5 protein-coding genes and 1 pseudogene are annotated in these 8,425 nt (G+C 70.2%); 3 read left to right on the top strand and 3 right to left on the bottom strand.

The genetic code is table 11. The features are described from left to right. The coding region (locus tag G6016_RS12545) for an alkaline phosphatase D family protein (protein ID WP_182632975.1) at positions 1–1,474 on the bottom strand (1,474 nt) is incomplete at its 3' end. Positions 1,475–1,613: 139 nt separating this feature from the next. Continuing rightward, positions 1,614–2,687 (bottom strand): NUDIX domain-containing protein, encoded by a 1,074-nt coding sequence (locus G6016_RS12540; RefSeq protein ID WP_182632974.1) that lies wholly within the window; start codon positions 2,685–2,687, stop codon positions 1,614–1,616. A gap of 163 nt (positions 2,688–2,850) precedes the next feature. On the opposite strand from G6016_RS12540, the gene G6016_RS12535 reads away from it, so the two are divergent. The 3 genes from G6016_RS12535 (at position 2,851) to G6016_RS12525 (ending at position 7,918) form a co-directional block, all read left to right on the top strand. Next, a complete protein-coding gene (locus G6016_RS12535; RefSeq protein WP_182632973.1) occupies positions 2,851–4,338 on the top strand; it encodes a GlnX family signal transduction membrane protein in 1,488 nt (495 codons plus the stop codon). 62 nt (positions 4,339–4,400) lie between these two features. Further along, positions 4,401–5,438, top strand: a complete 1,038-nt coding sequence (locus G6016_RS12530) for a glutamate ABC transporter substrate-binding protein (RefSeq protein WP_187354560.1) — start codon at positions 4,401–4,403, stop codon at positions 5,436–5,438. Next, positions 5,435–7,918, top strand: coding sequence for a serine/threonine protein kinase (locus G6016_RS12525; protein ID WP_182632972.1), 2,484 nt, complete (start codon positions 5,435–5,437; stop codon positions 7,916–7,918). Before G6016_RS12530 ends, G6016_RS12525 begins: the two co-directional genes overlap by 4 nt. A gap of 19 nt (positions 7,919–7,937) precedes the next feature. Here G6016_RS12525 and G6016_RS12520 read toward each other — a convergent pair. Then, positions 7,938–8,425: pseudogene (locus tag G6016_RS12520) on the bottom strand (hypothetical protein); the annotation flags it as partial.

The raw sequence follows: 8,425 nt of genomic DNA, 5'->3' as shown, positions 1-8,425 counted from the left end.
CCTGCGCGGCGGACGAACCGGGCTGCGCGGCGGACGAACCGGTCCGGCCGTCCCCGCCCGTCGCCTCCGGCGCGGTCACCTCCGGCGCCGTCAGCTCGATCTCCTCGAGGTACGAGCAGTGGACGTCGCCGCCCAGCATGAGGATCGACGCCGGCGCGCGGCCGCCCTCGCCCTTCCCCGCCGCAACCTCGGCCAACAGGCCGACCAGGTCGTCGAAGCTGTTCCGGAACGCCGCCCAGTGCTCCAGGTCCACGGTCAGGCGCATCCACTCCCCGAGCCGCGCGCTGACCGGCTTGTTCGGCCGATCCCGCGCCACCACCTCGTTCCAGCCCTCCAGGTGGTGCAGCGCGGGCAGCATGAACGCGGGCAGCGACGAGCCGATCACCAGATGGTCCACGTCCGCGTCCAGGCAGGCGCGGCGCGTCCACTCCCATTCGTTGTCGTCCATCACGCGGCGGTCCTCCGGGTCGAGGTGCCGGGAGGCGCGCACGTCGAGCATCACCACGCGCACGCGCCCGAAATCGCGCTTGAAGCTCCACTGGGAGGCGCCGCGCTCGGAGTCGGCCCGCACCGCGAAATCGGACAGGATCCGCTCGCGCTCAGCATCCGACCCGGCCGCCCGCAGCGCCTGGTACACCTCGTTGCCGTCCAGCTCGTCGGGCGCGAGATTGCCCAGGTGCTGGTACACGAAATAGCTGGCGAACGCCCCGATCACCCGGTCCTGCCACCACGGCTGCGCGGTCATCTCGCGCCGCCACGAGTGCGACGAGTTCCAGTCGTCCCGCAGGTCGTGGTCGTCGAGGATCATGCAGCTCGGCACGGTCGACAGCAGCCACCGCACGTCCGGATCACGCCACGACTCGTGGTACAGCCAGGAGTACTCCTCGAAGTCGCAGATCTCGTTCGAGACGTCCCGATCGCCACCTGCGCCCGCCGAGTCCCGCACCGCCTGGGGCCCGCCTCCCGCGCGCCGGCGCTCGGCCAGCTTGTCCGCGATCTCCTCGCTGGGGATGTCCGCGTACACCTGGTCGCCGAGCAGCAGCATCGCGTCGGGCCAGTCGTCGTGCGCTGTCCGGGCCATCTGGTGCGACAGCGCCACCAGCGCGTCCGCCCCGATCTTGCGCAGCGCGCGCGGCGTCTGGTTCTCACCCCGACGGCACGAGCCGAACGCCAACCGCACCGTGTCGTCGGCGCGCGGCGTGCGGATCACGCTGGGCCGCTCGGGGTCCAGCGGCCAGGCGGCCTCGCCGTCCAGCGCGACCTCATACTCGGTTTCGGCGCCTTCGGGCAGGTCACGCAGGTGCAGCACCGCGAAATGGTGCCCGAACACGCCCCAGCTCGGCTCGCTCAACTCCTGCTCGCCGGCGCGAATCGTCACCCGGCACGGGGCGGACACCTCGACCCACACCGTCGCTTCGGTCGAGTCGACGTACCGCAGCAGGGGGCCGACGAGTATCTCCGGGCGGTCAGTCATGCGACCAGTGTGCCCCCGCGGACCTGAAAGGACGCTGGGATCGGGGGGAGTTGAGCCGCGCCGCGTCCAGCCCAGCCGAGCCGAGCCGCGCCGTTCAACCGCGCCGCGCCAAGCCTCGCCGTATCTAGCCTCGCCGTATCTAACCGAGAAGAGCCCGAGGCCCGACGACGACAACACCACCCGGCAACCGAGCCTTCAGTCCCCGATCGGCCGTCACGACCACTACTCGTCTGGGTCCGCGATCCAGCTCGGTGGACAGGCTGACGATCTCGTCGTCACCGGAGCCCGAGGCGCGATGGATCTCGAACGGGCCGTCATGGTCGGCATCTCGCGCCTTGCCCTCGATCACGGCGTGGGCGCGTGCGACCCAGCCGAAGCTCTCGGACTCGGAGACAGCCCCCGAGCCGGAGTCACCGCCCTTCCCTCCGGGCAGCTCGAGCGTCCGCGGCATCCCCGCGCTCAGTTCCTCCAGCAGTCGGGTGGTGGCGCCGGCGCGGTCCTTCCACCAGCCGTTGGGCCGGGAGCCGAGGACGTTCGCCACGTCCACCACCAATTCAACGGGCTCGGTGCGCAGTCCGTTGTCCCAGGCGGCGGCGAACGCGGGCATCAGCGGTAGTTCCGCCACCTGGCTCTCGGGTACCCAGCGCAGTTCGAGGCTCTCGTTGTTCGGCACGGTGTCCAGCACGCCGGGCGCATCGGCCACGACGGTCGTGTACGTCCACTCGACCCGGTCCTCGGACACCTGGACCAGCGGCGGGATCCGGGGAGCTTTCTCGCCGCCAGACTCTCCCTCGCCCGATTTTGCTCCGCCCGGCTCGTCCGTATGCCGCTGATCCGGGCGCAGCCGACTCATCATCCGCGCCACGTGCCGCATGTCCAGGCCGGGGCGGTGCCACACGGTGCCCGGCATGCTGGAGGTGACGCGCTCGGCTCGGACCGTCACGTCGGCAGGACGAATCTCCGCCTCTTCCTCGGTCTCGCGCAAGGCGGCTTCCGCGGCCTCCTCATGGGAGTCACGCGCTCCGCCGGGCAGCGCCCACGTGTCTCCGGAGGCCGTCCACACGGCGCGGTGCTGCAACAACACGAGCGGGACATCGGGGTCGGTCGGGTCGGCCGCCCGCAGCAGCAACCCCGCCGCGCCGAAGCGTCCCCACCGGCGGTCACCTGCATCGGACACGACCCAGCCGTTGCCGTCTCCCTCTTGCACGACCACCGGCCGACCACCTTCCTTCGCCCTGTCCACCCTGTGGATCGGGCGCGACCTTTCCTACTCGCCGACCAGTCTGCCCGACGCAGCGCCGTCACTTCACTAACCTGGGACACACTCCCGCCGGATCCGCGACCCGGCGGGCCGGACCGGGGAGGTGACAATCGCGTTGAGCACCCCCACCCTCCCACGGAATACGGGCCCCAGCGGTTCCGGTTCAGGCTCCGGCTCAAGCTCCGGCAACGGGCCCGGCTCCGGCTCGGGTTCCACCACCACTTCCTCCACCGGCCCCACCGCCTCATCCTCCGACTCCCGCACGGACAGGTCGGCGTCCCGGGCCCAGCCCAGTCGGCACCTGCGCCGCCGCGCGGCCAGGGTCTGGAACGACATCCTCACCACCCCGGGGCGTCTGTCGGTGCTTGCCGTCCTGGCCATCGCCGCGGTGCTCGCCGGCGGAATCGTCGCCTCCAACACCATCACGCAACGCCAGAGTCATCACGAGACGCTCCTGGCGGAGGTCGAGCCCGTCGCCAACGCGTCGCAAACCCTGTACAGCTCACTGACCATCGCCGATTCGGCTGCCAACACCGCCTTCATCACCGGCGGCATCGAGCCTCCCGAGCTGCGGGAACGTTACCTGCAGGCCATCGCCACCTCGTCCGCGTCGATCATCGCCGCCTCCCAGGGGCTCGACCGCACGGATACCGAGTCCATCAACCAGCTCGCCGAGATCAACGCGCAGCTGGCCACCTACACCGGCCTCGTGGAGACCGCCCGGACCAACAACCGGGTGGCCAATCCGGTCGGTTCGGCCTACCTGGCGTCGGCGTCGTCGCTGATGCAGGACACCATCCTGCCCGCGGCCGCCGACCTGTACGACCGGCAGTCCACCTCGGTCGGCGAGTCGGACCGCGAGTGGTCGTCGCCGCCGTGGGGCTCGTTCTTCCTGCTGGGGCTCGCGATCGCGGTGCTGTTCATCTTCCAGCAGTGGCTGTGGCGGCTCACGGGGCGCAAGATCAATCCGGCGCTCGCGCTGTCCTCGCTGCTGATGGTGGCCACGTTGCTGCTGACGATGATCGCCGGGTTCCTCGCCGCGAACGACAACGCGCGCGGCCTGTCGGAGGGGGCGGCGCCGATGAACGAGCTCACCCGGCAACGCATCAACGCGCAGAAGGTGCGGGCGCAGGAGACGCTCAACCTGGTGCGACGCACGGATCCGGAGGGGTCGGCCGCCGAGCGCGCCGCCACGCTGGAGGGCGTCCGCGACACCCTGACCGTGTATCTGGAGCCCGAGGAAGAGGACGTCGGCAACAACATCAGCCTCGACGAGAACGGGGCCGTCACCGACGCCATCGAGGCGCTGGACCAGTGGATGGCGGCCCAGAACCGGGCAGATTCGCTGTATCAGCAGGGCGACTACCAGGGCGCGATCAGCATCTCCTCGGGCCAGGAGTCCGGGGATTCCGGCGCGGCTTTCGACGAGTTCGACCAGTCCATGCAGGACGCCATCGAGGAGGCCCGCGAGACGCTGCGCACCCGCATCGACAAGGCCAGGCGCACGTCGTCGGCGGGGCCGGACCTCATCATCGCGCTGTCCACGCTCGCGGCGTTCGCCGTGGTGGTGGGGGTTGCGCCCAGGATCAGGGAGTACCTGTGAGTAGGCACGAGGGTCGGGGCGTGGGACCGTCCGGCGCGGCGCGGGGCCGGGGAAAAAAGGCACTGCGCGGCCTGGCCGGGGGCGCGTTGGTGGCAGCCCTGGTGGCCACAGGCGCTTGTGGTGTCGACGACGACGAGCCGCTCATTCCCGCCGCCAGCCCCACCGAGTCCACGGCTATCGATCCGGGCGACTCGGGAATTCCGGACGTCGATGCGGTGATGCCGCTACCCGCCGGGGCCGTGATCAGCACCGGCATCCCCGGTGATCTTCCCGACGAGGACGATTCCTGCAATCTGCTGGCCAGCCTGCGCCCGGACGATGCGGACCCCGAGGAGCGGGTCCCCACGATCATCGAGCGCGGCCGCCTGATCGTGGGCCTGGACCAGGGCTCCAACCTCTTTTCCTTCCGTGACCCGGCCTCGGGCGAGCTCACCGGCTTCGATGTGGACCTGGCCCGCGAGATCAGCGAGGATATCTTCGGCGATCCGGACCGGGTGGAGTTCCGGTCGTTGACGTCGGCCAATCGCATCGAGGCGTTGGAGGACGGGCAGGTCGACCTGGTGATCCGGTCGATGTCCATCACGTGCGAGCGCCGCGAGCGGGTCACGTTCTCCGTGCCGTACTACCAGGCCTACCAGCGGGTTCTGGCGGTGCGCGGCTCCGGGATCGAGAACATCGAGGATCTCGAGGGTAAGCGCGTGTGCTTGGCGTCGGGGACCACGTCGGCCGCCCATCTGTGGGAGGAGCTGGAGCGGATCACGGTGCTGTCGGTCAACACGTGGGCGGACTGTCTGGTGGCGATCCAGCAGAACCAGGTCGACGCCATCACCACCGACGACGCGATCCTCGTGGGCATCGCCGCCCAGGATCCGTACCTGGAGATCGTCGGCCCGCAGCTGACCGCCGAGCCGTACGGGGTGGGCATCGCCAAGTCGACGCCGGACAACAACACCGACGGCCTGGTCCGCCAGGTCAACTCGACGCTCGCCCGGATCCGCGAGGACGGTACGTGGAACCGCATGTACTCGACCTGGCTGTCGGGGCTGGGCTCGAGCCCCGGGATGCCGGCGCCGATCTACCTTCCGGAGCCGGCCCGATGAGTTACCGGAAGTGGGATGAGGGTCCCGACGACGACGAGCCCACCGTCGGCACCCAGTCGACCATGCGCACCGAGGCGGTCGCGGTGACCGGCTTCCTCGACGACACGGGCGACGTCCCGTCGACGGGCGGGATGGAACACACCGGCGCGATGGAGGCCACCGACGCCATGGAGGCCACGGGAGCCATACCCTCGACCGGCGGGATGGATGCCACCGGAGACCTGCCCTCCACGGGCGGGATGGAGCACACCGGTGCGGTCGAGCACACGGGCGCGGTCTCCATGACCGGCTTCCTCGACGACACCGACCCCGGCACCGCCGATGCCGAGGACCCGGATTCCCAAACCGAGGCCGTGCCCCGCCCGTCGCACTCGACGTCCGCCCGCACCACGGACACCACCACCGGCGGCGACCGCCACGGTGGCCCCTTCCGCCTCCGTCAGCCGGACAAGCCCGAGGACAAGCCGAGCCTGGCCGCCGAGGGCCTGGTCGACCTGCCGTACATCATCCCGGTCGACCCCACCTCGGCCATGCTCTCCGCAGAAGAGATCGAGGCCGAGTGCGCCGCCTCGAACGGGCGCCTGCCCCGGCCCGAACTCCGGACCGGCGACGTGGTGGCCGACCAGTACGAGGTCCGCGGCGCGCTCGCGCACGGCGGCATGGGCTGGATCTACCTCGCCGTCGACCACAACGTCTCCGACCGCTGGGTCGTGCTCAAGGGCCTGCTGCACGCCGACCAGGCCGAGGCGCAGGAGGTTGCGGTCGCCGAGCGGGAGATTCTCGCGGAACTGTCCCACCCGTCGATCGTGCGTATCTACAACTTCATCCACGACGACTGGGCCACCTCGCCCACGCACGGCGGCTACATCGTCATGGAGTACGTCGGCGGGCCCAGCCTGCGCGACGTGCGCCGTGCCGCGCCCGGACGGGTGCTGCCGGTCGAGAAGGCCATCGCGTACGTGCTCGAGGTCCTCCAGGCCCTCTCGTACCTGCATTCGGTGGGGCTGGTCTACAACGACCTCAAGCCCGAGAACGTCATGCTCACCGAGGACCACGTGAAGCTGATCGACATGGGCGCCGTATCCGGCGTGGGCGACTACGGGCACATTTACGGCACGCCCGGTTTCCAGGCCCCCGAGATCCCCGAGACCGGCCCCACCATCGCCTCCGACCTGTACACCGTCGGCCGCACTCTCGCCTCGCTGATCGTGCGACTGCCCGTGGTGGACGGCAGGTACGCCTCCGGTATCCCGTCCCCCGTCGAGGAGCCGGTGTTCAGCCGGTACGACTCCCTGTACCGGTTCCTGCTGCGGTCCACGGCCGAGGATCCCGCGATGCGTTTCCGCAGCGCCACCGGCATGGCCGGCCAGCTCATGGGCGTCCTGCGAGAGGTGCTCGCACTGCGCACCGGAGTACCGCACCCGGCTTTCTCGCAGGTGTTCTCGCCCCAGCGGTCCACGTTCGGCACCCTGTTCACCGTCGAACCGACCGACTTCCTGGTCGACGGCCACGCCCGCGACACCACGCTCACCGGCGCCGAACTCGTCGACGCGCTACCCGTGCCACTCATGGAGGCCTCCGACCCGGCGAGCCGAATTCTCGCCGCCACTTCGTACACGTCGGTGGAGCAGCGGATCGACACCCTGCGCGACCTGTACTCGGCCGAGGACTCCGAGGCGCGGGAGAGCGTCGGCGTGATCATGTCCCTCACCCGCGCGTACCTCGACAGCGGTGATCTGGCCTCCGCCGAGCAACTGCTGGCGGAGAACGAGCATCGACGGGCCACGGAATGGCGACTGACCTGGTACGTCGGCGTGATCGACCTACTCAAGGGCGACCCGGTGGGCGCGTACCCGAAGTTCCAGCAGGTCCTGACCGCCATGCCGGGAGAGAACGGCCCCAAGCTCGCACTCGCCGCGACCGCCGAATTGATCCTCGACGTGTGCCCCGAGGGCGATCGCAGTCGATGGGCCCGCTCCAGTGAGCACTTCTACCGGACCGTGTGGTCGGTGGACCGCTCGGTGATCAGCTCGGCCTTCGGGCTGGCCCGGCAGCTGCAGCGTCGCGGCGAGGTCGCCGCCGCCATCACCGAACTGGACCGGGTCCCGCCCAACTCGCGCTACTCCGCCCTCGCGAACCTCACCTCGATCCTGCTGCTGTGCCACGGGCGGCCGCTGGAGGAAACCGAGGAGTCACACCTGCGCGAGGCCGCGCGGCGGGTGAACTCGCTGCCCCCCGGCGAACACCGTGTATTCCAGATCCGGCTCACCGTGCTCACCACCGCGCTCGACTGGATCCTGCTGCCGGACAACGAGCCGTCACCGTCGCCGCTCATGCGAGGCATCCCGTTCACCGAGTTCGGGCTGCGAACGGGCGCCGAGACCGTTCTGCGAACCCTGGCCAGATCCACGGAGACGCGTCAGCAGCGTTTCCGTCTCGTCGACCAGGCCAACAGGATCAGGCCTCGCACCCTGTTCTAGGACGACGGACAGCTCCGGCCTACTGGCCTTCGTTGCGTCCCCCGCGGAGCCTGGCCACCAGGATCAGCGTGGCGACCGCCGCCACCGCGGTGAGGATCCACAGCAGGAGATCGCCCGCACCGATCCCGGAATTGTTACTAGAGCTGCGGATATCCGAGTTGGCGGTAGCCCAGCCCTCCGACGGTGAACCCTCGCGAGGAGAAACCCTGTCGTAGGGAACCTTCCCCCAGGTGCCCGGCGGTGGGTAACCCGACCCTGAAGCCGACGAACCGGCAGTGCCCGCCGTTCCCGCGGTACCGGCCGTGCCCGACGCCCCCGCCGAGGCCGTGGTGCCAGCGGCCGAACTGCCCGCGGTGGTTCCGCCGCCACCAGAGTTAGCCACGACCGAGGCGGTCCCACCAGACCTCGAGGTGACCCTGGTGCCCTCGGCGGCAGCTCCCGGGGAGCCGGCGCCCGCCCCCGCATTACCGGTCGTGCCCGCCGCCGGGGCACCTGCGCCAGCGGCTG

The sequence above is a fragment of the Dietzia aerolata genome (genome assembly GCF_014144865.1).
Classification (GTDB): Bacteria; Actinomycetota; Actinomycetes; order Mycobacteriales; family Mycobacteriaceae; genus Dietzia; species Dietzia aerolata.
This window is presented reverse-complemented; position numbering and strand designations above follow the sequence as displayed.